This window comes from Microtetraspora malaysiensis (assembly GCF_050947145.1).
Lineage (GTDB): Bacteria > Actinomycetota > Actinomycetes > Streptosporangiales > Streptosporangiaceae > Microtetraspora_A > Microtetraspora_A malaysiensis.
The window spans coordinates 998,312-1,020,980 of sequence record NZ_CP191998.1; the positions used below are offsets into that span (position 1 = coordinate 998,312).

At 69.5% G+C, this 22,669-nt stretch carries 21 protein-coding genes, 2 tRNA genes and 1 pseudogene; 17 read left to right on the forward strand and 7 right to left on the reverse strand.

Going from position 1 to position 22,669, the window contains the following annotated elements; genetic code table 11:
* Position 1: 1 nt before the first annotated feature.
* The 10 genes from ACQP1V_RS04975 to ACQP1V_RS05020 all read left to right on the forward strand — a co-directional run bounded on the left by ACQP1V_RS04975 (position 2) and on the right by ACQP1V_RS05020 (position 6,872).
* Positions 2–439: a hypothetical protein gene (locus ACQP1V_RS04975; RefSeq protein WP_387418018.1), complete on the forward strand. Its 438-nt coding sequence runs from the start codon at positions 2–4 to the stop codon at positions 437–439.
* 196 nt (positions 440–635) lie between these two features.
* Positions 636–708, forward strand: a tRNA-Thr gene (locus ACQP1V_RS04980).
* Positions 709–914: 206 nt separating this feature from the next.
* Positions 915–988 (forward strand) — tRNA-Met (locus tag ACQP1V_RS04985).
* A gap of 80 nt (positions 989–1,068) precedes the next feature.
* The gene (gene rpmG, locus ACQP1V_RS04990) at positions 1,069–1,233 is read left to right on the forward strand and encodes a 50S ribosomal protein L33 (RefSeq protein ID WP_030921771.1); all 165 of its coding nucleotides are present in this window, start codon (positions 1,069–1,071) and stop codon (positions 1,231–1,233) included.
* Positions 1,234–1,827: 594 nt separating this feature from the next.
* Positions 1,828–2,277 (forward strand): MaoC family dehydratase N-terminal domain-containing protein, encoded by a 450-nt coding sequence (locus ACQP1V_RS04995; RefSeq protein ID WP_067142664.1) that lies wholly within the window; start codon positions 1,828–1,830, stop codon positions 2,275–2,277.
* Between the two features lie 2 nt (positions 2,278–2,279).
* Positions 2,280–2,708: a MaoC family dehydratase gene (locus ACQP1V_RS05000; protein WP_067142661.1), complete on the forward strand. Its 429-nt coding sequence runs from the start codon at positions 2,280–2,282 to the stop codon at positions 2,706–2,708.
* Between the two features lie 53 nt (positions 2,709–2,761).
* Positions 2,762–3,148 (forward strand): hypothetical protein, encoded by a 387-nt coding sequence (locus ACQP1V_RS05005; RefSeq protein ID WP_433419241.1) that lies wholly within the window; start codon positions 2,762–2,764, stop codon positions 3,146–3,148.
* A 72-nt stretch (positions 3,149–3,220) separates the two neighbouring features.
* Positions 3,221–4,267, forward strand: a complete 1,047-nt coding sequence (locus ACQP1V_RS05010; RefSeq protein ID WP_433419244.1) for a UDP-N-acetylmuramate dehydrogenase — start codon at positions 3,221–3,223, stop codon at positions 4,265–4,267.
* A gap of 395 nt (positions 4,268–4,662) precedes the next feature.
* Positions 4,663–5,232 carry a TMEM165/GDT1 family protein gene (locus tag ACQP1V_RS05015; protein WP_433419246.1) on the forward strand — a complete coding sequence of 190 codons (570 nt, stop codon included), beginning with the start codon at positions 4,663–4,665 and terminating at the stop codon, positions 5,230–5,232.
* Between the two features lie 308 nt (positions 5,233–5,540).
* Positions 5,541–6,872, forward strand: coding sequence for a hypothetical protein (locus ACQP1V_RS05020; protein WP_433419249.1), 1,332 nt, complete (start codon positions 5,541–5,543; stop codon positions 6,870–6,872).
* Here ACQP1V_RS05020 and ACQP1V_RS05025 read toward each other — a convergent pair.
* Together ACQP1V_RS05025 and ACQP1V_RS05030 are read right to left on the reverse strand one after the other, a co-directional pair.
* Complete coding sequence (locus ACQP1V_RS05025) at positions 6,869–9,745, reverse strand: helix-turn-helix transcriptional regulator (RefSeq protein ID WP_433419252.1); 2,877 nt, start codon at positions 9,743–9,745, stop codon at positions 6,869–6,871. The genes ACQP1V_RS05020 and ACQP1V_RS05025 overlap by 4 nt on opposite strands.
* 108 nt (positions 9,746–9,853) lie before the next feature.
* The gene (locus tag ACQP1V_RS05030; protein WP_433419254.1) at positions 9,854–10,018 is read right to left on the reverse strand and encodes a hypothetical protein; all 165 of its coding nucleotides are present in this window, start codon (positions 10,016–10,018) and stop codon (positions 9,854–9,856) included.
* Between the two features lie 257 nt (positions 10,019–10,275).
* On the opposite strand from ACQP1V_RS05030, the gene deoC reads away from it, so the two are divergent.
* The 3 genes from deoC (at position 10,276) to ACQP1V_RS05045 (ending at position 13,729) form a co-directional block, all read left to right on the forward strand.
* A complete protein-coding gene (deoC, locus tag ACQP1V_RS05035) occupies positions 10,276–11,247 on the forward strand; it encodes a deoxyribose-phosphate aldolase (protein WP_433419256.1) in 972 nt (323 codons plus the stop codon).
* 8 nt (positions 11,248–11,255) lie between these two features.
* A complete protein-coding gene (locus ACQP1V_RS05040) occupies positions 11,256–12,683 on the forward strand; it encodes an aldehyde dehydrogenase family protein (protein ID WP_387418025.1) in 1,428 nt (475 codons plus the stop codon).
* Positions 12,684–12,862: 179 nt separating this feature from the next.
* The gene (locus ACQP1V_RS05045; RefSeq protein WP_433419259.1) at positions 12,863–13,729 is read left to right on the forward strand and encodes an aldehyde dehydrogenase family protein; all 867 of its coding nucleotides are present in this window, start codon (positions 12,863–12,865) and stop codon (positions 13,727–13,729) included.
* A 125-nt stretch (positions 13,730–13,854) separates the two neighbouring features.
* Here ACQP1V_RS05045 and ACQP1V_RS05050 read toward each other — a convergent pair whose 3' ends face one another.
* Together ACQP1V_RS05050 and ACQP1V_RS05055 are read right to left on the reverse strand one after the other, a co-directional pair.
* Positions 13,855–14,433 (reverse strand): hypothetical protein, encoded by a 579-nt coding sequence (locus tag ACQP1V_RS05050; protein WP_433419262.1) that lies wholly within the window; start codon positions 14,431–14,433, stop codon positions 13,855–13,857.
* Positions 14,434–14,775: 342 nt separating this feature from the next.
* Positions 14,776–14,949: a CsbD family protein gene (locus tag ACQP1V_RS05055; protein ID WP_387418028.1), complete on the reverse strand. Its 174-nt coding sequence runs from the start codon at positions 14,947–14,949 to the stop codon at positions 14,776–14,778.
* 164 nt (positions 14,950–15,113) lie between these two features.
* Here ACQP1V_RS05055 and ACQP1V_RS05060 point away from each other — a divergent pair, with 164 nt between their 5' ends.
* The 3 genes and pseudogenes from ACQP1V_RS05060 to ACQP1V_RS05070 all read left to right on the forward strand — a co-directional run.
* A complete protein-coding gene (locus tag ACQP1V_RS05060) occupies positions 15,114–15,302 on the forward strand; it encodes a PspC domain-containing protein (RefSeq protein WP_387418029.1) in 189 nt (62 codons plus the stop codon).
* 591 nt (positions 15,303–15,893) lie between these two features.
* Complete coding sequence (lipB, locus tag ACQP1V_RS05065) at positions 15,894–16,538, forward strand: lipoyl(octanoyl) transferase LipB (RefSeq protein ID WP_433419265.1); 645 nt, start codon at positions 15,894–15,896, stop codon at positions 16,536–16,538.
* A gap of 1,838 nt (positions 16,539–18,376) precedes the next feature.
* Positions 18,377–18,559, forward strand: a pseudogene (locus ACQP1V_RS05070) (hypothetical protein); the annotation flags it as partial.
* 285 nt (positions 18,560–18,844) lie between these two features.
* Here the strand turns inward: ACQP1V_RS05070 and ACQP1V_RS05075 are convergent.
* Positions 18,845–19,204, reverse strand: a complete 360-nt coding sequence (locus ACQP1V_RS05075) for a hypothetical protein (protein WP_433426157.1) — start codon at positions 19,202–19,204, stop codon at positions 18,845–18,847.
* 288 nt (positions 19,205–19,492) lie between these two features.
* Here ACQP1V_RS05075 and ACQP1V_RS05080 point away from each other — a divergent pair, with 288 nt between their 5' ends.
* Entirely contained in the window at positions 19,493–19,819 is a 327-nt protein-coding gene (locus ACQP1V_RS05080) for an HNH endonuclease signature motif containing protein (protein ID WP_433426159.1), read from the forward strand.
* A gap of 269 nt (positions 19,820–20,088) precedes the next feature.
* Here the strand turns inward: ACQP1V_RS05080 and ACQP1V_RS05085 are convergent, their stop codons facing one another.
* Together ACQP1V_RS05085 and ACQP1V_RS05090 are read right to left on the reverse strand one after the other, a co-directional pair.
* Complete coding sequence (locus ACQP1V_RS05085; protein WP_433419267.1) at positions 20,089–22,086, reverse strand: multicopper oxidase family protein; 1,998 nt, start codon at positions 22,084–22,086, stop codon at positions 20,089–20,091.
* Complete coding sequence (locus ACQP1V_RS05090; RefSeq protein WP_433419269.1) at positions 22,083–22,526, reverse strand: DUF6220 domain-containing protein; 444 nt, start codon at positions 22,524–22,526, stop codon at positions 22,083–22,085. The genes ACQP1V_RS05085 and ACQP1V_RS05090 overlap by 4 nt, the downstream gene beginning before the upstream one ends.
* Positions 22,527–22,669: the final 143 nt, after the last annotated feature.

The window sequence follows — 22,669 nt, forward strand, 5'->3', positions numbered from 1 at the left end:
CATGCGCCTGCCCGCCGCACTCCGCCCGGCCGTGCTCTGCCTGGCCGCCCTGAGCCTCGCCGCCTGCGCGAGCCAGGCCGTCCGTACGGCTCCTGCCGAGGAGACGCCGATCTACGTGCTCAACCTGTACGGCGACGAGAACGGCAGGAACGATCAGCGTCCCCCGTCCCTCGTCCTGTCGGAGTTCAGCACCGTCAGCGGGATGAGCTGGCGGAGCTGGGGGCCCGAGCGGGCGGTCGGCGTCGGCCGGCTGAGCGGCACCTGGTGCCTCCCGCGCTGCCAGGACCACCCCTACGGCGCGACCGTCACCCTCAGCGACGTCGTGCCGTACAGGGGTGACGGCTATTTCACCAGGTACGCGATCAAGGCGAGCCTGCCCGCGGCCGAGAGGGAGACGGCCGATCTGAAGGGTTCCCTGCCGGCGCCGCAGGACGAGTAGTGGCCGCCCTTTTCATGGTCAGGACGGTGGCCGGACGCACAAGATCGCAGGTCGGCCGCGCCGGGGCCGGAGCGCGGCGTGCCGATTCAGGAGCCGCTTCTCGCAGCGCGTTGCGCGGCCGCACTTTGATTTCGCATCAACCGCTGGGGACGTGTATGGTTACACCTGTCCGCAGCGCGAGAGCGGCGGCGGGCACGCCCCTATAGCTCAGTCGGCAGAGCGTCTCCATGGTAAGGAGAAGGTCAACGGTTCGATTCCGTTTGGGGGCTCTCGCTAACAAGTCCCGCTCGATCTTTCGGGCGGGTCTTTTGGCGTGATGGGAGGGGTTCACTCCTCTCATCAGAAACGGTTTGGGTTTCTCTCGTGAGTTCCGGCACACTGGGGGTACCTGAACCCGATCAGGGGCCGTATGCGGGTGCGCAACAGCCGTACGGGTCGGGTATCCTTGCGTGGCCGGTCGATTTTGCCGGTTCAAGGCGGAGTAGCTCAGTCAGGCAGAGCAAGCGGCTCATAATCGCTGTGTCGCCGGTTCAAGTCCGGCCTCCGCTACTACCCTTCTCGGTTTCTCCCACACAGGGAGCCGAGTTTCGGGTTGTCCAGTAGTCCCAGACGTAGAAAGGCACTCCCACGTGGCTGCCACAGACGTTAGGCCGAAGATCACGCTGGCCTGCCAGGAGTGCAAGCACCGCAACTACATCACGCGGAAGAACCGGCGCAACGACCCGGATCGGCTTGAGCTGAAGAAGTACTGCCCCAACTGCAAGACGCACCAGGCGCACCGCGAGACGCGCTAACCGGCGTCTTCCGGGCAGAACGTCGCGACGTACTGTCCATCGCGCTCCTGGGAACCAGGGCAGGGCGCACCACGCCTCCCAGGCGGCAGGGCTTCCGGGGAAGCCGCCCGCAGCGCCCGCGAGAGCAGGGCGAGAGAAGCGTGCGTTCGAACGCGCCGAGGTGAGACACGTGGTGTCCCTCGGCAGCGGACGAAGTGCTGCCCAGGGCGAGGGCATGCGGTGCCCGCGGCAGGCGATAAACCCGGCAGGTCATAAAACGCGTAACCGGCGTTCCCGAAGTGGAGCGCCGGTTTCTCGCGTCTTCAGGCCCGGAACTCTCCGAGGCGCCGATCTCTCCGGGGCATGAATCTCTCCCGGCACGGAACCTCCCGAGCACGGGGCGCGAACGCCGTGTCACCGGGAAGCCCGCTTTGTCGTCTCGATACAGAACCATGGTGGGCGTCGTTGGCGCGAGGCGACACATGATCCAACCGGCCGGCCGGGCTAACGTTGGTCCTGGCCGGCGTACGGCGAAAGCCCGACCCACGACAGCCGAATGTTGTTCTGTTACCGTCGGCCTTTCCGCTCTGTAGCCGCGAAGGAGCATGGGCACCGATGGCTTTGAACCGTGATTTCGTCGGGCGGGCGTATACGGCGCCCACCCCTTACGAGGTCAGCCGCGTGAAGATCAAGGAGTTCGCCACCGCGATCGGCGACACCAACCCGATCTACGTCGACCGGGCCGCCGCCGCCGAGGCCGGGCACCCCGACGTCGTCGCGCCGCCGACCTTCCCGATCGTGTTCAGCCTGGCCAGCGCCGGCGAGGCGTTCGCCGACCCCGAGCTCGGTCTCAACTACGCCATGGTCGTCCACGGTGAGCAGCGCTTCGAGTACCAGCGCCCCATCTACGCCGGCGACCAGCTCATCTGCACCTCCACGATCACCGAGATCCGCAGCGTGGGCCGCAACGAGTTCCTGACCGTGCAGGGCGACGTGACGACCCCCGAAGGCGAGCTCGTCTGCCGGACCTACAACGTCATTGTCGAGCGCGGAGGGGCGGCGTAACCATGGCTGCGACGGTCAAGTACGACGAGGTCACGGTCGGGCAGGCGATCCCCGCCGTCGAGTTCCCCGTGCACCGGGTGGACCTGGTGAAGTACGCGGGCGCCTCCGGGGACTTCAACCCGATCCACTGGAACGAGCGCTTCGCCAAGTCCGTGGGCCTGCCGGACGTCATCGCTCACGGCATGTTCACGATGGCTCAGGGCGGACGGTTCGTCACCGACTGGGCGGGCGACCCGGCCGCGGTCGTCGACTACGGCGTCCGTTTCTCGTCCATGGTGGTCGTGCCCGACGACGACAAGGGCGCCGTGATCACGGTCAGCGGCATCGTCGAGGAGAAGCTCGAGGACAAGCGCGTCGTGGTCGTCCTCACGGCCAAGTCGGGTGACAGCAGGGTCCTTTCCAAGGCCCGCGCCATCGTCCAGCTCTCCTGACTCCGGGTTCCCGGCCGAGGTTTGCGGGAGAACGCGGGGGTAAGCGTCCCCGCATGACGCGATCGAGCGAGCAGCGTGGCGAGGGGAGCGACCGGGAGCCGGTGAAGGACGCCGAGTCCGCACGGCGCTCCGGCCCCGGCTCTCCCCAGCCGGCGCCGGACCGCCCCGACTCCGCCCCCGGATCCGAGGGGGCGCGGACCGCCCGTGGTGCCTCCCGGCGGGCCGAGCGCCCCCCGAAGCACGAGATCTACCCGGGAGGGACGATCGAGACGGCCCTCACGCCGTCGGGAGAGCCGTCCATGGTCGCCTCCCAATTGCTGTGGGACGGGAGCAGCGCGACATCCCGCGTCGACCAGGCCATCGCCGAGGCGATCAGCGAGCACGCGGACGAGGCGGACGAGGGAGGCGACGACGCCCGGCCGGACGCTGACCGGCCGTAGGCTGGGGCGTGCCGCGGCGGGACCTCCCCCGCGGCCGTTTGTTGCTTTTCACCGTCTGCTTGAGGATCACGCATGGCTGACCGTTTGGCAGGAGTGCGGCTCGCGCCGTACACGACGTTGCGGATGGGCGGCCGGGCCCGCGCCTTCGTGGAGGCGCGATCCGAGGACGAGCTCGTCGAGACCGTGGCCGAGGCCGACCGGAACGGCGAGCCGGTGCTGATCCTGGGCGGCGGCAGCAACCTGGTCGTGTCCGACGACGGGTTCGACGGCCTGGTCGTCCGGGCGGCCTCCACCGGCGTCGAGATCGCCGGCGACGGGCGGGTGACCGCACGGGCGGGCGAGGACTGGGACGCGCTGGTCTCCCGCTGCGTCATCGAGGGGCTGGCCGGCGTCGAGTGCCTGTCCGGGATCCCCGGCCTGGTGGGATCCACCCCCATCCAGAACGTCGGAGCGTACGGACAAGACGTGTCCCAGACCGTCACCGGGGTCCGTGTCTACGACCGGACGGCCGGCGAGATCCGCGAGCTGAGCGCGGATCAGTGCGGCTTCGCCTACCGGCACAGCCTCTTCAAGGAGGAGCCGGGGCGGCACATCGTGCTGGCGGTCACCTACGCGCTGGCCCGGTCGCCCCTGTCCGGGCCGGTGGCGTACAAGGAGCTGGCGGCGCGGCTCAGCGTGGAGATCGGGGAGCGGGTGCCGCTCGCCGAAGCGCGGGAGGCGGTGCTCGCGCTCCGCCGGGGCAAGGGCATGGTGCTCGACCCGGAGGATCCGGACACGCGCAGCGCGGGCTCGTTCTTCACCAACCCTGTGCTCGACGCGGCGGCGGCGGCCGACCTCGAACTCCGCGCGCCGGGTTTCCCCCGGTGGGACATGCCGGACGGCGCGGTGAAGGTCCCGGCGGCCTGGCTGATCGAGAACGCCGGGTTCCCCAAGGGATACGAGAAGGGGCGGGTGCGCATCTCGACGAAGCACACGCTCGCCCTCACGAACCCCACCGGCGAGGCGGGCGCTGCCGAGTTGCTCGCGTTGGCGCGGGAGGTGCGGGACGGCGTGCGGGAGAAGTTCGGCGTCACCCTTGTGAACGAGCCCGTCATGGTGGGCGTGTCTCTCGCCGACTGAAGCCCCTCTGAGCCCCTGAGGCCTTCCTGAGCTTCCTGCGTCCCTCTGAGCCTGAGGTCTCCTGAGGCCTCCTGCGCCCCTCAGGGTCCTGGGAGCCCCAAAGGGCCCCGAGGAGTCCCCCGGAACCCGTGACGGGCGAACAGGGCCGCGGACGGCCGGGAATGAGCATCGGCGGGGATCCGCTAGGTTGGTGAGGAACCACCCGAAGGGGAGTAGTCCCGAATCCGTTGATCGACATACTGGCGTGATCTTTCACGCCCGGTCACGGAGCCCATGCGGCGGACGAGACCTTCGGCCCGACAGTCATGTTCCTGTGCTGCCGGGCCGAAGTCGTGTGCCCGAAACTCCCCGGGTGCCGAACGCGGCCCGGTCGCGCGTGCAGCGAGAGGCGACCCTTGGAAGCGTTCTGGATATCCCTGGCCGTGATCTTCGTGGCCGAACTCGGTGACAAGAGCCAGCTCATGGCCCTCACCTTCGCGACCCGGTTCAAGGTGTGGCCGGTGCTCGTCGGCATCACCGCGGCGACCGCGGTCGTCCACCTCGTCAGCGTCGGGCTCGGCCAGGTCATCGGCGACGCCCTCCCCACGACCGCCATATCGATCGCCGCCGGCATCGCCTTCCTCGGCTTCGCCGCGTGGACCCTGCGCGGCGACGAGCTCAGCGACGAGGAGTCGTCGAAGGCCGCCAGGACCACGCGCAACGTGCTGGTCGCGGTGACCGTGGCGTTCTTCCTCAGCGAGCTGGGCGACAAGACGATGATCGCCACGATCACGCTCGCCACGCAGCACGGCTGGCTCGGCACCTGGATCGGATCCACGATCGGCATGGTGGCGGCCGACGCGCTGGCGATCGTCATCGGCCGCTTCCTCGGCGCGCACCTCCCCGAGAAGTGGATCAAGTACGGCGCGGCCGCCGCGTTCGCGATCTTCGGCGTGATCCTGCTGCTGGAACCCCTGCTGACCTGACCGGGGACCGCCCCAGCGGGTCGCCTCCTGAGATGCCCCGATGCCCCTATTCCGTGTGCTGCGGCGCAGGGCTTGGGGGCCCAGGGACTCAGGAGCACGAACGGTGAAGGTCGCTCCCTTCTCCCGGTCAACGACCGCGAGATCCCCTGGCACATCGCCCGGTCGGGCCGAGATCGCTGGCGATGGCGCTTACGCTGCAAAACTGGCAGAAGTTTACAAAGCCTGAAAACAGCGTTGCTCTTGGGTGGTTTCGGCTGCACTATCTGACGGACGGGGCTTTGGGATAGCACGCAAACGGGGAGTTATGCATGCGACGTCCTTTATTACTCCTTACCTGGGTGATCGCCGCGTTCGCGGTCATCATGAGTCCGCAGGCGGCAACAGCAGGCCAATCCCAAATCGCCATCAACTGGTCCAACAGCGACCCTGACGACCTGGGCAAACTGCGAATCTCCGCCACCTCGACCTATCCGATCGCCGCTTTCAAGGCGCATGTCATGTCCGACAGCGGCCAGGAGCTTGCCACGGCCGAGGACTTCGCTCTCACATCAGGAACCGACACCAACGGCGTCTGGACGACCCGGTCCCGCATCCAGATCGCCGAACTCGGGCTCTATGGCGTCACCGTGGAAGCGACGGACAGCGAGGGCAATCACATCACGGCCGAACGAGTCGGCAAACTCACCTATATGGCGAAAACGGAGTTCGCGCCGTTCAAGTCCGACCGCGCTACCGTGAACTACAGCCGGCGCGACGTCATCGTGAGTGGCCGCCTTCTCGGGCGCTGGCCGGGGACCGGCGAGCCGAAACCGCTGGCCGGGCGGAACGCCACGCTCACCATCGCCTATCTCAACAGGGACAACGGCGGCTATGACGGATTCGACCTCGCGGAACTCACCACAGACGCCGACGGCCGATTCAGCCATCCCATCACACTCCAGCAGGCCGCCGAGTTCAGCGCGAGCTACTACCACGACAGCGCGTTCCCTGGATATTTGAGTGGGATATCAGACAAGCTGGTCGTCGGTGTCCACGAATCCGCCACGCAGATCAAGATCCGGCTGAGCTCCGATCGGATCAACGCAGGCGACCAGTTGACCGTGTCCGGAACGGCCAGGTGGCACTCGCCCGACGGGTGGCGGCAGCTGGCCGACGCCGCCCTCACCATCGGGATCGAGTACGGCTCCGGTGGCCCGATCGAGAGCGTGACCACTGACGCGAACGGGCGCTTCAGCATGACGCTGACCCCGTACACCAGAGGAACCGTGAGCGTCGGCTTCTACAGCGAGGACCCGTACAAGGCGCACGCGACGGAAACGGCCACCTTCGTCGTGGTCCATCCGGCGGCCTTCACGGACTTCACCGCCCAACGCGCCGGTGCGGATGTCGCCGTCTCCGGGCACCTCGCCTTCTCGGGGACCTCCGCTCCCGCCGCACCCGAAGCCGTGATCGAGTTCTCCGCCGACGGTCAGACGTGGACGGAGCGCACCGTCCTACGTGCGTGGTGGGACGGGCGCGGGTACGCCTTCTCCGGCTCGATCCCTGAGCCGGGCGCGGGGCGGTGGCGGGCTCGGTTCCTAGGAGGCGGGAACTTCCAGGACGCCGTCAGCCAGACGGTTTCGGTGGACGCGGCCCCCTAGTTGAGTAGGGCGAGGCGGTGGGCGGCGGCCGCCGCCTCGCCCCTGGTCGAGACACCCAGCTTGGGCAGGATGTTCGACACGTGCACGCTGACGGTCTTGGCCGAGATGAACAGCTCGCCGGCGATGTCGCGGTTGGTCCGGCCCTGGGCGACCAGCCGGAGCACCTCCAGCTCACGTGGGGTCAGCGTGACCTCGGGTGCGGCCTTCCTGGCCGATGCGTCGTCGAGGGCCGCGCCGACCCGGCGGGCCAGGGCGTCGATCTCGGCCAGGAGCGGGGCCGCGCGCAGCGCCTCGGCGAGCGGTCTCGCCGTGCGGAGCCGTGCGGCGGCACCGTCGCGGTCGCCCTGCGCCGCCGCCGCGATCGCCCCGTACACGAGGGCCTTGGCCCGCGGGTACGGGCGGCCGAGGACCTTCCACCCGGCCGCCGCCTCGTCGAACCCGCCCTCGTACACCTGACGGAACGCCGTGCCCACCGGCCCGTCGGTGACCATGTCGGCCGCGAACACGTCGGTCAGGCCGCGTACGGTCGCGGTGTGTTCGGGGGCGACGGCGGCGGCCCGGTCGCAGGCGACCCGGATCGCGGCGAGCAGCCGCCAGCCGAGCATGGCCTTCCTGGACCAGCGCGGGTTGACGAGCGCCGACTCGGCCGCTTCGACCGCCTTGTCCGGCTCGCCGCGGAGCAGGTGCCAGCTGATCAGCATGCGGGTGTTGGCCGCCCACTCCTGCGTCCCGTCCTCCGACCGGGGGCTGAACGCCCCGACCTCGGTGAGGATCTTCTTGGCGGTGTCCTCCTCGCCGCGGGCGATCGCGATGTCGGCCCGCACCCGCAGCAGGTGCCAGCGGTTCTGCCGGGTCGGCTCCATGGTCAGGGCGTGCGCGCTGACGTCGAGGGCCTCGTCCCATCGGCCGAGGGCCTCCAGCGCCTCGGCCCGGTTGTTCGCGATGAACGCGCCCTGGGCGCGCATCCTGCCGTACGTCTTGGCCAGCCGCTCGCCCTCGACGGCCAGCTGTACCGCCTCCTCGGACCTGCCGAGGTTGTTCAGGGTGTCCACGTTGTTGGCGATCGCGCGTAGCTTGATGCGCGCGGAGCCGAGGCGTCTCCCGATGGAGAGCGCGCGGTCGTTGATGACGCGGGTCTGCTCCAGGTCGCCCGAGATCGAGTGTCCAAGGGCGAGGTTCAGCAGGAGGTCCGCCTCCAGGCACTCGTCGCCGAGATCGCGGACGATCCGGAGCGCCTCCAGCGTGACCGCGGTCCCCTCGGTCACCTCGTCGCAGAGCATGAGGACGCGGCCGACATGGCTCAGCGTGTTCGCCCTGGCCTCGGTGGGATGGGGGACCAGCCGCTCGGCGTGACGGAGGTCCTCGATGAACCCGGACGTGTGCTTCTGGATCTTGATGTTGGCCCGGCGGACCAGCAGCTCGGCCACCCGCTCCGGCTCGGTCTCCTCGTCCAGCTCCGCGAGGGCGCCGTGGACGAACTTCTTGGCGCGCTCGATCTCACCGCACAGGTACGCGCTCTCGGAGGCGCGCTCGTACACGGTGACGTGGTCCACGCCGATCCGCTCGGCGGCGTCGGGCACCTTGTCCCAGAGCGTGAGGACGCGTTGGAGCAGGTCGATCTGCTCGGTGTAGGCGAAGGCGCGGGCCGCCTTCTCCGCGGCCTCCCACGCCGAGATGAGCGCCCAGAGGTCGTTGCGGGCCGAGTGCCAGTGGTGGGCGATCTCGATGGCCGCCCGCCCGGGCGGCACGAGGTCTCGGTCGCGGTCGATCTCGAGCGCGTACCGCGCGTGCAGCCGCATGTGCTCACCGGGGAGCAGATCGTCGTGTACGGCCTCGCGGATCAGGGCGTGTCGGAACATGTAGGCGCCGTCGGCGATCTGCACGACGTTGGCGGCGATCGCCGGGCGCAGCGCCCGCTCCAGGTCGTCGTCGGACAGCCCGCTGACCGCGGCGAGCAGCGCGTGGCCCACGCGGATCCCGCTCGCGGCGGCGATGCGCAGCACGTGCTGGGTGTCGTCGGGGAGCCGCTCCACGGACGCGCTGATCAGGTCGTGCAACGACTCGGGGAAGGTGCAGTCGTCGCCGCAGTCGATCAGTGCCTCGACGAACAGCGGGATGCCCTCGCTGCGCTCGAACACCCGGCCGACCTTGGCGAACTCCGGGGCCACGCCGAGGATGCCGGCCATCTGCGCGGCCACCTCGTCGTGGGTGAACCGGGGCAGGTCGATCCGGACGACGCCCTCCACCCGGGCGAGCTCCGCGAGCACCGGCCGCAGGGGGTGCGTCCGGTGCAGTTCGTCCGACCGATACGTGAGGACCATGAGGACGGGCGCGCTGCGCAGGTTGCGGCTCAGGAAGGCGATGAGGTCGCGGCTGGAGCGGTCGGCCCAGTGGATGTCCTCGATGAGGAGGAGCACCGGCCGCCGCTCGGCGAGCCGTTCCAGCAGGGTCAGGATCAGCTCGAAGAGCCGGGCCCGCGCCGACTCGGTGTCCAGGTTGCCGCTGGGCTCGCCGAACTCGGGCAGCAACCGGGCCAGTTCGCGTTCGGAGCCGTCGGGCAGCAGCCGCGCCACGTCGGCGGTGCTCGTCTCCCGTACGAGCTGCCGCAGGGCGGCGGTGAACGGGGCGTAGGCGAGGCCCTCCGCGGAGAGCTCCACACACCCGCCGACGAGCACGTGGGCACCGTTCCGCGCGGCCTGCTCAGCGAAGCGGGCAGCGAGGCGGGACTTCCCGACGCCGGCCTCGCCGCCGAGCAGCACCACGGCAGCCGCCTGCTTGCGGGCCCGGTCGAACGCCTCGGCCAGCATTTCGAGTTCCGCGCCCCGTCCGACGAAAACGGGGCTCACCGCCCGGGCCATCATGTCGTCAAGCATTACATGTCGTCCGTCCGGATTGCGCCGGTTTTCCGGTCAGTGAACGCGCCTACGGAGGAGCAAAGGCCCGGCCGGGAGGGAGGCTCCGGCCGGGCCTTCGAAGCGAGGTCATGCGACGCGGGACTTGGCAAGAGCCGCCCGCGCGCGGTGCGCGCTCGCGCGTCGCTCCTTCAGCGCCGCGATCGCCGCGCGTACGGTCCGGTGGTGGGCCGCCTCCTCCTGGAGCTCAGCCACGCGGCTGATGATGAGCTGGTAGTGCAGTTCGGGAGCCATCTTGTTTTCTCCTTCTCAATTCCCTTACACACTCAAGGTTCGGGCTAAGGCCCCCTCCGGCACATCAGGCGGATGCCCTATCTGTGCGCGGCCCCTTGGGCTTAGGACGTACTAAGCCTCCTTAGGCACGGTCACTGGGTCATCCCATGTATAGGGCGGCTCGGGCCGGGGACCGGCGACATCTGCCAAAAAAGCTCTGGACGCATCAGCCCTTGGTCGGTTTGGAAACCGTGAGACCGGTCGGCGATGCTGGGGAGGTGTCAACTACGACTGCTCCGTTCGCGGAGGTCGCATCTTCCAACGCGGCGCTGCGCGCGTTCCTGCACGGGCTCCCCGGTGTCGACCGGGTCGGTGCGGACGCGCGGGCCGCGATGCTGGGGACGCGTTCGATCAAGACGACGGCCAAGGCCCAGGCGATCGACCTGGCCATCTCGATGGTGGACCTGACCACCTTGGAAGGCGCCGACACCCCGGGCAAGGTCCGGGCGATGTGCGCCAAGGCGGTTCACCCCGATCCCACCGACCCCTCCGTTCCCCGTGTCGCCGCCGTGTGCGTCTACCCCGACCTCGTGGCGACCGCCGTACGCGCCCTGGACGGTTCGGGGGTGAAGGTGGCCTCCGTGGCGACGGCGTTCCCGAGCGGGCGGTCGTCCCTGGATGTGAAGGTCACCGACACCGCGCTCGCCGTGGCGGCCGGCGCCGCCGAGATCGACATGGTGATCGACCGCGGCGCGTTCCTGTCGGGTGACTACCTGAAGGTGTTCGAGGAGATCGTGGCGGTCAAGGCCGCCTGCGGTGCCGGAGGCGCGCAGGACGAGCACAGCGCGCATCTGAAGGTGATCCTGGAGACCGGCGAGCTGGCCACGTACGACAACGTGCGCCGGGCCTCCTGGCTCGCGATGCTGGCCGGGGCCGACTTCATCAAGACCTCCACCGGCAAGGTGCAGCCCGCCGCCACGCTCCCCGTGACACTGATCATGCTGGAGGCGGTCCGGGACTTCCGGCTGCGCACCGGCCGCGTGGTGGGGGTCAAGCCCGCCGGCGGCATCCGCACGACCAAGGACGCGATCAAGAACCTCGTGCTCGTCAACGAGACGGTGGGCGCCGACTGGCTCACCCCCGACCTGTTCCGGCTGGGCGCCTCGACTCTGCTGAACGACCTGCTCATGCAACGGCAGAAGATGGCCACCGGCCGGTACGCCGGCCCCGACTACTTCACCCTGGACTGAGGCGCCCCATGTTCGAGTACGCACCTGCGCCCGAATCGCGGGAGATCGTCGACATCAAGCCGTCGTACGGGCTGTTCATCGGCGGCGAATGGGTCGACTCCCAGGGCGACACCCACCACAAGACCATCAACCCGGCGTCCGAGGAGGTCCTGGCCGAGGTCGCCTGGGCGACCGAGGCGGACGTCGACCGCGCGGTCCAGGCGGCCCGCACCGCGTTCACCACGTGGTCCGCGCTGCCCGGCTCCGAGCGGGCCAAGTACATCTTCCGGATCGCCCGGATCATCCAGGAGCGCTCGCGCGAACTGGCCATCCTGGAGACGCTGGACAACGGCAAGCCGATCCGCGAGTCGCGGGACGTGGACCTGCCGCTGGTGGCCGCGCACTTCTTCTACTACGCGGGCTGGGCGGACAAGCTGGGATATGCCGGGTTCGGGGCCGACCCCCGGCCGTTGGGCGTGGCCGGGCAGGTCATCCCGTGGAACTTCCCCCTGCTCATGCTCGCCTGGAAGATCGCTCCCGCGCTGGCCTGCGGCAACACGGTGGTGCTCAAGCCCGCCGAGACGACCCCGCTGACCGCGCTCGCGTTCGCCGACATCTGCCGCCAGGCCGACCTTCCGCCCGGCGTGGTGAACATCGTGACCGGCGCGGGCGAGACCGGCGCGGCCCTGGTCAACCACCCCGGCGTCGACAAGGTCGCCTTCACCGGTTCGACCGAGGTCGGCCGGATGATCGCCAGGTCGGTGGCCGGCACCGGCAAGAAGCTCTCGCTGGAGCTGGGCGGCAAGGCCGCGAACATCGTGTTCGAGGACGCCGCGCTCGACCAGGCGGTCGAGGGCATCGTCAACGGCATCTTCTTCAACCAGGGCCACGTGTGCTGCGCCGGCTCGCGGCTGCTGGTGCAGGAGTCCGTCGCCGACGAGGTGCTCGACGCCCTCAAGCGGCGGCTGTCCACCCTGCGGCTCGGCGACCCGATGGACAAGAACACCGACATCGGCGCGATCAACTCCGCCGCGCAGCTCGCCAAGATCCGCGAGCTGGCCGAGGCCGGCGTCAACGAGGGGGCCGAGCGGTGGTCGCCCGCCTGCCCGATCCCCGAGCGGGGCTTCTGGTTCCCGCCGACCGTCTTCACCGGTGTGGCCCAGTCGCACCGGATCGCCCGCGAGGAGATCTTCGGGCCGGTGCTGTCCGTGCTGACCTTCCGCACCCCCGCCGAGGCGGTCGAGAAGGCCAACAACACGCCGTACGGCCTGTCCGCCGGGATCTGGACGGAGAAGGGGTCCCGCATCCTGTGGATGGCGGACCGGCTGCGGGCCGGGGTCGTCTGGGCCAACACCTTCAACCGGTTCGACCCGACCTCGCCGTTCGGTGGATACAAGGAGTCCGGCTACGGCCGGGAGGGCGGACGACACGGACTGGAGGCGTACCTTGCAGTGTGATCATCGCCGCCGTCGCCGCCTGACCCGGCGGGCCGTCGCCGGGGCCGGGGCCGGGTACGCCCGCGGCCGCCGCTCCCGTCGCTTCGCTGTACGGCACGGCTGGTTCGCGCACCGCGGCGGCGTCTGCCGGTGCGGCCAGGTCTACCAGCCGGCCCGTCCACTCCAGATTGGAACCTTCGATGAGTGAGCGCCTGGCCGTGCGCAAGACGTACAAGCTGTTCATCGGCGGGGCGTTCCCGCGCTCGGAGAGCGGAAGGTCCTACGCCGTGACCTCCTCCAAGGGTGATTTCCTGGCGAACGCGGCCAAGGGGTCCCGCAAGGACGCGCGGGACGCCGTCACCGCTGCCCGCAAGGCGTTCCCCGGCTGGTCGTCGGCCACGCCGTACAACCGGGGGCAGATCCTCTACCGTGTCGCCGAGATGCTGGAGGGACGCCGGGCCCAGTTCGCGGCCGAGCTCGTCGACGCCGACGGCGTCACCGCCAAGAAGGCGGGCGAGCTGGTGGACGCGGCCGTCGACCGGCTCGTCTGGTACGCGGGCTGGTCGGACAAGATCGGCGCGATCCGGGGCGCCGCCAACCCGGTCGCCGGGCCGTACTTCAACCTGTCCACCGTCGAGCCGACCGGCGTCGTGGCGGTGATCGCGCCGCCGATGGGGCCGCTGCTCGGCCTGGTCAGCGTGATCGCCCCGGTGATCGTCACCGGGAACACCTGCGTCGTGGTCGCCTCGGAGCGGGCGCCGCTGCCGTCGATCACGCTCGCCGAGGTGCTGGCCACGTCGGACCTGCCGGGTGGCGTGGTGAACATCCTGACGGGTTCGGCGGGGGAGATCGCCCCCTGGCTGGCCGGGCACATGGACGTCAACGCCATCGATCTCACCGGCGCGGACGAGGACCTCGCGGTGCGGTGCGAGGAGCTTGCCGCGGAGAACCTCAAGCGTGTCCTGCGTCCCCCGCTCGACCGGATCGACTGGCTGGCCGACCCGGGTATGGACCGCATGACGGCCTTCCTGGAGACGAAGACCGTCTGGCATCCGATCGGCGTCTGAGCGGGTGAGCGTCTCTCCGGGGGCCGACCGTTTCGGCTGGCCGGCCCCCGGGAGACGCTCACCGGACAGCCGGCTCGGCGGTGTCCGGCCAGGATTTTGGCTTGGGCCGTTGGGCGGGGCTCGGGTCAGCGTGATTGGAGCGCGTCGAGCGCGACGGCCGTGGCGATGATCAGGCGGCGGTCCAGGCGGGGGTCGCGGATCCTCACGAGATAGCTGTCCCGGAGAGACCAGCGCCGCTCGACGGAGAACGCGATCGACGCCCCCACGCTGAAATCGAAGTGGTAGGGCAGCCAGGACAGCGAGTCGCCGAAGCGGCGAAGGAGCGCGACGGTGGTGTTGCGCTCGGCGCCCGTATAGGTCGACAGGCCCGGCTGCCGGACGTGCCAGGTCGAGCGCAGCAGCGATCGGCGGAAATCCTTGCGGAACACGCCAAGCGGCGTGCCGTCCTGGTCGGTCACGTCGTACTCGCCCGCGAGGTCGAGCACGTTGCGGGCCTTGAACCCCGCGAGCACATGTTGTCGCGATTCGTCGGTGTAGAGCGTGACCTGCTCCTTGAAGGCCAGCCGCTTCTGCTCCGCGAAGGCGACCTCCTCGCCGGGCGAACCGTCCGTCCGGACCGTGTGGACGACATACCGGTTCACCATCATGGTGATCTTCTGGCGTACGATCAGGTGCGTCTGCTGCTGAAGAACCGAAATATCCATGACACGCTCCATGGGTTCCGATTAATCAGCCTATATCGCGAGATCGTCATCAACGCAGAATCAATTCGCCGGTGCGTCGAAGAAGATCGTCCCTCTCGGGGGGACGGCGGGGCGCGTCCGCGTAGGCGGCCGTAAGCGGCCGAACCAGCCACATCCCTCGCATCGTTCCCGAACGACCGTCATCGTGGTCCTCTCGCGGGTCGTCTTCCCGGGCGCGTGCTGCCGCGTACGTGCCGGGGGCCGGTCGGTGCCGCAGGGGACGGGGATGGGGGCGACGGTGACGGCGACGCCGAGCGGGCGGCGGGACTTCAGGAAGCCCCGCCGCCCGCTCGGTCACGCTGATCAGTCTTTGAACTTGTCCTTTGTTTTCTCGCCGGCCTGCTTGACGTTGCTCTTGGCCTTGTCGGCCTTGCTCTTGGCTTGGCGGCGCTCGTCGTCGGTCATTTCGCCGGCGCGCTCCTTGGCCTTGTCCTTGAGCTCCTTGGCCTTGTTGGAAATCTTGTCATCCATACCCATGTCAGACTTCCTTCCGTTATGTGGCAGATTGTCCGCCCTGTGAAGAGTTGTCCGTTGTGCGGGCAAGGGAACCCCGGGGCTATCTCAGGGTTTTGTCAGGGTTCGCGGCGGAACCGGATCTTCCTGGAGGCTCGTTGGACCAGGTGAAAAGGGGGTAAAGCTACATGCACCGATCCAGAGAACACAGGATGATCGCGGGGGTCTGCGGAGGCATCGCGGAGCGCTTCGGTATGCCGCCCACCGTAGTCCGGCTGCTCTTTCTCCTGTCCTGCCTGCTTCCCGGACCGCAGTTCGTCATCTACCTGATCATGTGGGTCTTCATCCCCGTCGCGCCTTCGCGCACGTACTACTGACCCTCAGCACTGGTCCTCAGCACTGGTCCTCGGCACCGGTTCTCGGCATCCGGTGCTGTGCCATCCGCGCCTCCGCGTCCAGGCCACCCTGGGTGCGTGGCCGATCGCGTCACCGCGGCCCACCCGCCCGGTCGATAGCGACACAGGGCGGTCGCATCCGGCGGCCGTGCCCCAGGGCGCCTGCGTACCAGCGTCATGATCAGAGGAGGAGGTCCGGCCCGGGGCGTCTCTCATCGCGTGCCGTCCCGGTCGAGTCCGTCGGCGTCCGCGCCTCCAGTCCGGCCGGTTTCCCATCGCGCCTCGGTCCAGTCCGTCGACGTCCGCACCACCAGTCCGGTCGGGTCCGGACTTCATGCGGAGATGCCCATGGCCAGACTCCACCCGGTACGAACCGTCCGCGAATCTTTGGGGCAGGAGCCCCCTTTGGGGCGCGGAGTGGAACCTCAGGTGGGCCCTGGCGAGGCGCGAACGCGCTGATCAGGGCTCCAGCACCGGCACGGACCGTTTTCGCGGTGCGGGGAGGCGGTCCCGCACCGGGGTGCGTGCGTTCGTTTTGCAGGGCCGTTCTATGCTCGCGAATGGAGGTGCCCCATGCGTGAACGACCGTTGACGTTGATTCAGGATGATCTGGTCGACTATGAGAAGGCCATGGAGCGAATGGCCGCTCTGGTCGAAGAGCGGCAGGAGGACGCCCGTCCGGACACTCTCTGGCTGCTCAGCCACCCCAGCGTGTTCACGGTCGGGAAGCGCACCCCTACGGAGCACCTGCCCGACCCCTCCCACGGAATCCCCGTCATGCAGACCGGCCGTGGCGGGCAGCTCACCTACCACGGTCCTGGACAGCTGGTCGGCTATCTGATCGTGAAGCTTCGGGCCGACGAGGGCGTCGTCGACTACATCCGCGAGGTCGAGCTTCGGCTGGTCGAGGCGCTCGGCGAGCTGGGGATCGCGGCTGAGCGTCGCGACACCCCTCCGGGCTCGGAACTGCTTACGGGGGTCTGGACCAAGGAGACCAAGCGCAAGATCGTATCGATCGGCATGCGTGCCAGCCGCGCTGTGACCAGCCACGGCTTCGCGCTCAACGTGGACGGCGATCTCACCCCATGGGACCTCGCCATCCCCTGTGGGATGCCCGACGTCGATATGACGTCGGTGGCGCGCGAGCGCGCCCAGGCATCGATGGGCGAGACCCGGCAGGTGGTCGCCAAGGCTTTCGAGGCCACGCCCACGGAGTAACCACGGCCGGCGTCGCCGTATGTCGCCGTACGTGGCCGGCCCTGGTTCCGCTGCCCGTATCCGCGCCGGAGCCCGCAGGCGTACGCGCGATGGGGGAGCGACGTCGAGTCGGTGCGGTGCGGACCGGGGCCGTGTAGTCGTGTCGAGTTGAGTGGCAGGGCGATGCGCCGTGGTCGGCCGACGCTGAGGCGCGGTAGCAACCGCTGCGGCGAGCCGTGCCGGGCTGATTCATACGGTGGAAGAACGAGGTGGAAGGCCCCGGCCGGGCAGGAGCGTAACCGCCTCTGAGGCCCCGGCATGACCAGCGACGAAGGGCACAACCTCGCTGATGCGTTCCGTACGAGCGGCGTCGTCGAGAGGTAGTGGTTGCCCCGACTTATGCCCGGCCATGACGCTCTCCGGTCCTCGGAAATCCCCCTTGACCTTGCGCGGCACCTGAACTCTGTTGCCGGAGGAGTAGTGCGGGCAAGGCGCTTCACCGGTGCTGATCGCCCACCAGTGATGATCTTCGTCCGGTCTTTCGGATGACGGCGGAGAGGTGGTCCTGCGAACAGCAGGCCACCCCCGGTACGGGGATTGTGTCGATCCGTCCTGCAGCGCCGATGTTGCCTTCTCGCTGTCGCCGCGCCGTGCGGTCACAGCGGTCCGGGCCTGCCGGACCGGCCTGACGGGCCTACGGTCTGGTGCTCGCTGACCGGCCACGCTCCCTCCGGACAAAACGAACTAAGGCCGCCATCCGAATATTTCTCGAAATACCTATCGATTGTCACCTCGAAATTCTTTGCGAATTCGACTTGATTAGCGCCGCCATCTTTGACACTATTCATACAGGCGTTCTAATCGTGATCGGGGGTGGGTATGACTCAGCTCTTCGAGCCCGCCGGATTCTTTCCGGAGGAGTTGTCGGATCGCGACGAGTCCCGCCCTTGTGATGCTGACTGGTGGGAGCACGCCACAATCCCCAGGCCAGCCCAAACGGGCGAATCGCCCTGTAGCGCCGCCATATTTACAATTGACGACTTTCTCCCCAATGTGGCGAAAGGAAGCAATTCAACGGCGAATAATGTGACCTCGACAAAAACCGTGCCTCCTTTCCTCGGCCACCTGGGTCCGGACGCGGCTTCGGTAAAACCGCCGGTGGAGGCGGAATCGCCGGTGGGTGAGTCGGCGCCGGTGTCCGAGGCTCACTCCGCGGCTGCGTCAGGCGACGGTGACGGATGCCCTTGCGCGTCGTCCGCTTGCGCGTCTGCCGTGGACGCCGATGCGCCTTCTGCCGCGTCCGCCGCCGACGCGGACGCGGACCCGTCCTCTGCCGGGTCCGGGTCCGCGTCCATGGCTGGGCCTGGTGGGTCTGGTGAGGGTCGGGATTGTGGGGTGTCGTGGCCGTTGGTGGCGCAGGTCCGGCAGGTCGCGTCGGCGTTGGCGGTGGGGGTGGTGCCGGACGCGCCGGGGGTGTGTCTGGCGGAGGCGGAGGATCTGCTGTTCGCGCGGGACCGGTTGATTTCGGCGATCGCGGCGCGGGTGGAGCGGGTGCATGCCGCGGGTGAGGCCAGGCGGGCTGGTCATGCCTCGACGCGGTCGTGGTTGCGGGGGGCGGCGGGGATGAGTGTGGCCGGGGCGGGCCGGGTGCTGGCGTTGGCGACCGAGCTTGCCCGCCTGCCGACGGTGCGGGCGCGGTTCGCGGAGGGGAGCCTGGCTGAGGGTGCGGTGACGGCGATCTGTTCGGCGACCGCGCGGCTGACGGATGAGCAGGCGGCGTTGGCGGAGCCGATTCTGGTCGGGCTGGCGGACCGGCAACTCCTGCGGAGATCGCACGTGCGGGGCGGTATCTGCGTGCGGTGCTGGACCCGGACGGGGAAGCCGACGACGGCGAGGCGGATTATCGGGAGCGGTTCCTGTTGGTACGGGAGAGCGCTTCGGGCGGGGTGGAGGGGGAGTTCCGGCTGCCTCGGGAGGCGGCGGCGCGGTTGCGGACGCTGTTGGAGGCGTATGCGAAGCCGAGGGTGGCGGGGGATGAGCGGCCGCTGCGGGTGCGGAACGCGGATGTGTTGATCGCGTTGTTGGAGCAGCAGATCGGTACCGAGTTGCTGGTGTTGATCAACGCCGAGTCCCTTCCCGACGACCCGCCCGCCTCCTCACCAGGCGAGACGTCCGATTCCTCATCAGCGGGAACGCCCGCGCCTTCGCGGTCGAAGGCGTCCGACCCTGGGCGAGGCGAGGTGCCCGCCCCCACACGATCCAAGACATCCGACTGCTCGCCAGCCGGAACGTCCACCTTCTCGGGCGGGCAGGCGTCTGCCGCTTCGTCAACCGACGCGTCCGGCTCTCCGGAAGGCAGCGCTCACGATGGCGTGCGGCACAAGCCGGAACCGCAGCAGAACCGGCAGCCCGAGGACGACGGGCGAGGCGATCAGGCCGCTCGCGGTGGTGTGCGGCGTGATCGCCTGGCCCGGGACAATGAGCGGCTCGGCCAGATCGATCAAGATGACACGAGCCGCGAGCAGGGCGCCCGCAGCAACGGGCAACCCGACCAGAGCGCTGGGCACGACACCGGGCATCGCCGAGAGACTCACGACGGCGGGCGGCGAGACAAAGAAACTCGGCATGACGCGGAGGAGCGTGGCCAGGGAACACCTGGCCAGGGCACTCACGACGGCGGCCAGCATGGTCGGAGCGCTGGGCGCGACGCAGAACGTGGCCAGAGAGCGGAGCGTGGTCAGAGAGCGGGCGGCCGGGGCACCCGGGCCGGTAGGCCGAGCGATCGGCCTGCCCGCGACGTCGGACAGCGGAATCAAGGGCCGGGACAGGCACAAGAACGGGGACAGGCGCGGGGGCGGGGTGCGGACTGGGCGACGCCCGGCGGGCTCATCTCAGGACGCACGCTGCCCGGGCTGCTGCTCGCCACCGGACAGCTCCTGCCCGTCACCGACATCCACCGCCTCGCCCGCCTGGTCATGGACGCCGACGGCTGCGTCCTCGACGTCGGACGCACCGCCCGCCGCGCCACCCGACGACAACGCCGGACCATCCTCACCCGCTACACCCGATGCATGGTCGACCACTGCCCCATGCCCGCCCACCTGTGCCAGATCGACCACATCACCAACTGGTCCGACGGCGGCACCACCGACCTGGACAACCTCGGACCCACCTGCCAGTTCCACAACCGCGACCGCTACCGCAACCCCGCCCACTACCAACTCCACCGCGTCGGCAAGAACCGCTGGGGATTCACCTACATCGGCCCCCGGCCTTCGACGCGTGCGGGGCGAGCCCGGTAGTCCTACCGTCGCCACTCCTGCAGCAGCTCGGTGGTGCTCGGGCAGTCGGCCCGGCAGCGGCCGTCCTACGGGGTTGTTCTGGCCATCAGCGGGTCGGGGCCTGGCCACCGCTGGGTCGGGGCCGGCGGGTCGTCGACGCGGTCGCATCCGGCCGGACGGGGACCTCGCCTCCGTCGTCGTGCCAGGTCCGCGTGCCGCCGAGCCTGACCCGCCGAGCCTGACTTACCGAGCGTGCCGAGCCTGGCCCGGTGAGCCTGACCCGCCGAACCTCACCCGCCGTGCGCTCCGTGGAAGGGCGTGGTGACGCCCTCGTACGCGAGGTGGAGGGCCATGCCCATGTCGGCGTGGGCGAGGTTGTGGCAGTGGTTCATCCACATGCCCGGGTTGTTGGCGAGGAAGGCCACCTCCCATACCTCGCCGGGGCGTACGTCGAAGGTGTCGACGTACAGGGGGCTGCCGGTCGGCGGGCGGCCGTCGCGGCTGAGCACGAGCACCCGGTGTCCGTGGAGGTGCCAGGGGTGGGTCTCACGTCCCCGGTTCACGACCTTGATCCGGACCAGGTCGCCCTCCGTCACCTTCTGAGTGGGGATGGAGGGGAACGCCTGCCCGTTGACCGTCTGCGCGTACGCCGGCCGGCCGTTGACCATGGCGAGGCCCTGATCGAGGACGAGGGTGAATCTGCGGTCGGCCGGCGCGCTCGGGTCGAACGGCGGTGTCGCGGGCCGCCCGTACGCGAGGGGGTCGAGCTCCGGCCAGCTCGCGGTGGACGTCACCGGGCCGGATGGTCCGGGGGAGGGGGTGGCGGCCGTTTTTGCGGCCTTGGAGGGTGTTCTCGCCTGGGAGGCGCCGGATACGGGAGGCGTCAGCCGCAGCCCCTCGATGCGGTCGTCCACGATCAGCCGCACCTCTCCGTTCCCGGCCGGGTCGAGTTCGAGCGGCATGGTGAAGACGAGGTCGTACCGGCTCCCCGCAGGTAGCCGCAGGCCGACCTCGCTGACCTCGCCGGGCTCGATCACGTCGTTGCCGTCGATCGCCGCCAGCCGGTACGGCGTGCCGGTCAGGGCGAACCGGTGCGGCGTGTTGTCGGTGTTGACCAGGCGGAGGCGCACCGGCATGCCGGGGGCGACCCGCTGCTCGATGGGCTGGTCGTGGTTGCCGAGGACGGTCATCCCGGAGAACGTGTGCACGGGGAGGGTGAGATCCACGCCCTCGGTTCTGGGGGCGGTGCGGGGGCGGACCACGAGGGTGCCGTACAACCCCATCCGCACGCCGAGGTCGGACACCTCGTGGGTGTGGTACCAGTACGTGCCGGCCTGGGTGGCGAGGAAGCGGTAGACGAACTCCTCGCCGGGCATGACCGCGTTCTGGGTCAGGCCGGGGACACCGTCCTCGCCGGAGGGCACGTCGTAGCCGTGCCAGTGGAGCGTCACGCCCGACTCGATGTCGGCGTTGCGCAGCCGTACCTCGATCAGGTCGCCCTCGACGGCGACGATCGGCGGGCCGGGCACCTGGCCGTTGAAGGTCCAGGCGGTGACCTGCTGTCCGGACGACAGGGCGGTGGTGGAGGTGCGCGCGGTCAGCATGTACCGGCGCACCCTGCCGCTCTCGGTCGGAGTGGTCGGGCCGCGCAGCGAGGTCACCGGTACGGCCTGCTCTCCACGCCGTTCGTGCCGCGCGTGCTGCTCGTCGGAGACGCCGCCGAGGTCGCTCGCCTCACCCGGCGCGAGCGCCAGCCCGGTCCCGAGCAGGCCGACCGCGAGGATCGCGGACATACCGGGGCGCAGGCCGCGTACCGGAGGGCAGGCGATCCGCCAGCTCACCAGCAGGGCGACCCCGAAGAACGCGATCGTGAGCAGGCCGGTGCTCCAGGTCGCGGGATAGCCGAGCAGGAGGGTGTGCACCAGCCCTGCCGCGGCGGCGAATCCGGCGCCGAACAGAGGCATGACCACGATCGGCCGGGCCGCGGCGACCCCGCGCCCACGGGCCGCCTCGACCAGGCGCGGCCCGGCGAGCACGGCCGCGACCAGGACGGCGAGGCCGAGAAGGGGCACCGCGATGATGACCTTCTCCTGGACGAACCACCAGCCGGCCCGGGCGAGCGCGATCACGCAGGCCATCCGGGCCAGTGTCAGCAGCACGGCCACGGGAAGCACGGCCAGTGCCGCTTTCGGACGCCGGGTGGCGGCCGCCGCCCCGGTCCCGAGCCACGCGAGCGCGGTCAGGGCCGAGGCGAGAAGGTCGAGCGCGAGCAGCCCCGAAACGGTCATGGCACCGGCGCCGTCACGGTTCTCGGAGTCACTCCGTCAGCGGACACGAGCCGGCGGGCTCCGGCGAGCACCCGCCCGGCGACGGCCATGATGGCCAGGCCGTTGATCGCGTGCAGGCCGAACACGGCGAGCGACGCGGCGGTGGTGTTGCCGGTGCCGTCGTTCAGCGCCCGGCCCAGCATGATGATCAGCATCTGGACGACGACGAGGCCGAGCGGCAGGATGCTCAGGCCGATCAGGCGGCCCGGAGCCTTCACCAGCGTGGCCACCACGGTGATCACCAGAGACAGGACCGGGATGGCCATCATCCCGAGCGTGGCGTGCAGCTCGTACGAGTCGCTGGTCTGCGGCCGGTCGAAGGCGCCGATCCCCGCGAAGTAGAACTGCGCGAGTACGGCGATCAGTTGCAGGCCGGCCAGCGCGACGTAGATCCTGCGCACGGTGCGCTCCCTTCAGATACGTGGGTTCGGGAGGATCCTGTCCCATCACGCCCGCGCCGTCGTCGTCCGGCCAGAGACACGTCGAGTACGACCAGGGGAGTACGCGAGGGGGGTGCGGCGTCTCGCCCGTCGCCGGAGGAAGG

Bases quoted from the DNA above. Each gene is read 5' to 3' on its own strand.
- ACQP1V_RS04975 (WP_387418018.1), top strand. From the start codon at position 2: ATGCGCCTGCCCGCCGCACTCCGCCCGGCCGTGCTCTGCCTGGCCGCC.
- ACQP1V_RS04995 (WP_067142664.1), top strand. From the start codon at position 1,828: ATGGCTTTGAACCGTGATTTCGTCGGGCGGGCGTATACGGCGCCCACC.
- ACQP1V_RS05000 (WP_067142661.1), top strand. From the start codon at position 2,280: ATGGCTGCGACGGTCAAGTACGACGAGGTCACGGTCGGGCAGGCGATC.
- ACQP1V_RS05005 (WP_433419241.1), top strand. From the start codon at position 2,762: ATGACGCGATCGAGCGAGCAGCGTGGCGAGGGGAGCGACCGGGAGCCG.
- ACQP1V_RS05010 (WP_433419244.1), top strand. From the start codon at position 3,221: ATGGCTGACCGTTTGGCAGGAGTGCGGCTCGCGCCGTACACGACGTTG.
- ACQP1V_RS05020 (WP_433419249.1), top strand. From the start codon at position 5,541: ATGCGACGTCCTTTATTACTCCTTACCTGGGTGATCGCCGCGTTCGCG.
- ACQP1V_RS05025 (WP_433419252.1), bottom strand. From the start codon at position 9,745: ATGCTTGACGACATGATGGCCCGGGCGGTGAGCCCCGTTTTCGTCGGA.
- ACQP1V_RS05030 (WP_433419254.1), bottom strand. From the start codon at position 10,018: ATGGCTCCCGAACTGCACTACCAGCTCATCATCAGCCGCGTGGCTGAG.
- ACQP1V_RS05040 (WP_387418025.1), top strand. From the start codon at position 11,256: ATGTTCGAGTACGCACCTGCGCCCGAATCGCGGGAGATCGTCGACATC.
- ACQP1V_RS05045 (WP_433419259.1), top strand. From the start codon at position 12,863: ATGAGTGAGCGCCTGGCCGTGCGCAAGACGTACAAGCTGTTCATCGGC.
- ACQP1V_RS05050 (WP_433419262.1), bottom strand. From the start codon at position 14,433: ATGGATATTTCGGTTCTTCAGCAGCAGACGCACCTGATCGTACGCCAG.
- ACQP1V_RS05055 (WP_387418028.1), bottom strand. From the start codon at position 14,949: ATGGGTATGGATGACAAGATTTCCAACAAGGCCAAGGAGCTCAAGGAC.
- ACQP1V_RS05060 (WP_387418029.1), top strand. From the start codon at position 15,114: ATGCACCGATCCAGAGAACACAGGATGATCGCGGGGGTCTGCGGAGGC.
- lipB (WP_433419265.1), top strand. From the start codon at position 15,894: ATGCGTGAACGACCGTTGACGTTGATTCAGGATGATCTGGTCGACTAT.
- ACQP1V_RS05075 (WP_433426157.1), bottom strand. From the start codon at position 19,204: ATGCTGGCCGCCGTCGTGAGTGCCCTGGCCAGGTGTTCCCTGGCCACG.
- ACQP1V_RS05080 (WP_433426159.1), top strand. From the start codon at position 19,493: ATGGACGCCGACGGCTGCGTCCTCGACGTCGGACGCACCGCCCGCCGC.
- ACQP1V_RS05085 (WP_433419267.1), bottom strand. From the start codon at position 22,086: ATGACCGTTTCGGGGCTGCTCGCGCTCGACCTTCTCGCCTCGGCCCTG.